The sequence below is a fragment of the Natronococcus jeotgali DSM 18795 genome (assembly GCF_000337695.1).
In the GTDB taxonomy this organism is placed as follows: Archaea; Halobacteriota; Halobacteria; order Halobacteriales; family Natrialbaceae; genus Natronococcus; species Natronococcus jeotgali.
On sequence record NZ_AOIA01000073.1, the window covers coordinates 1 to 1,065 of the forward strand.

Genomic DNA, 1,065 nt, shown 5'->3' on the forward strand with positions numbered 1-1,065 from the left:
CTTGTGCGCTACCGCAGTGGTATCGCCTCCGCCTGTATCTATCACTTCGGTCACATCGAAGGGGACGAGAAGAGTTCTATGACACGCTCTCTGTCTGGCAATCCGGTCGACGTCGCACGGGCGCCAAATCAGCTCGAGAGTGAGGAGATGCCGCGAGAGATTCGAGCTGACGAGCTCCGGTACGCCCTTTCCGCGCTCGAGGCTGATCATCTGATGCCGGAGCTCCCGCCGACGGTTGGCAAAGTCCTCTGCTCGCTGCTCCGAGCCGATGAGCGACTCTCCCAACGTGACCTCGCGGACCGGGCCGGTGTTTCGACGCGATCGATCCGAAACAACCGGGACGTCCTCGAGGCACTTGGTCTCGTCTCGGTCGACGGCAACGGCTGGCGTCTCAAGCTGTCGTTCCGTACTGACGCCGAGCGCCGTGCTGGTATTGTTCCTGACATCGTCGGTACTCCGTTCGTCGATGCTATCGGCGAGCTGCTTGAGACGGTTCTCCCGCCAGAAAGGTATGGCGATCCCGACGACCCGGTCGGCGGAACCCTGTTCTGGCCACCCGAACCGTGGGTGTTACTCGAAAATCCCGATGTCGCGCCGTGGATCCAGTTGGCCGCACGGTTGACCGGTACTGAACGGCCCGACCGAGAAACGCCGATCGATATCGGGCCGATACTCGAGCAGCAGCCGCTTACCGCTTCAAGAGAGATAACAGCATGAGCAACGACATTGCGCTTGAGACTGATTTCGAGGAATAATGCCGATCCCGAACACCATGATGTTCGGTGAATTTCAATCTCATGCCGGGACGCTATTACGTTGTGACGTCACCGGGCGCGTGGGCCAGGTAAAAGCCGTTGTCGTTTCAATCCCATGCTGGGACGCTATTACGTTGCCTTGTTGAACGCAAGACAGCGTCGGGATAGGGTTGATCATACACGGTTTTACGGCGTCAGAGGCCGGTTCTTGGAGTCAGAAAATGCAGTAGCTGTCGCTAGCGGTGTTTGTCGAAGGGTCAGGATTATGGTATCTTGCGTCATTGTTCCAGTGACGACGGCGATGCCTCTC

Annotated in this window: 1 pseudogene; it reads left to right on the top strand. The window is 58.4% G+C overall.

Annotation, left to right across the window (positions count from 1 at the left end):
- Window positions 1-717, top strand: a pseudogene (locus C492_RS08210) (HTH domain-containing protein); the annotation flags it as partial.
- Window positions 718-1,065: the final 348 nt, after the last annotated feature.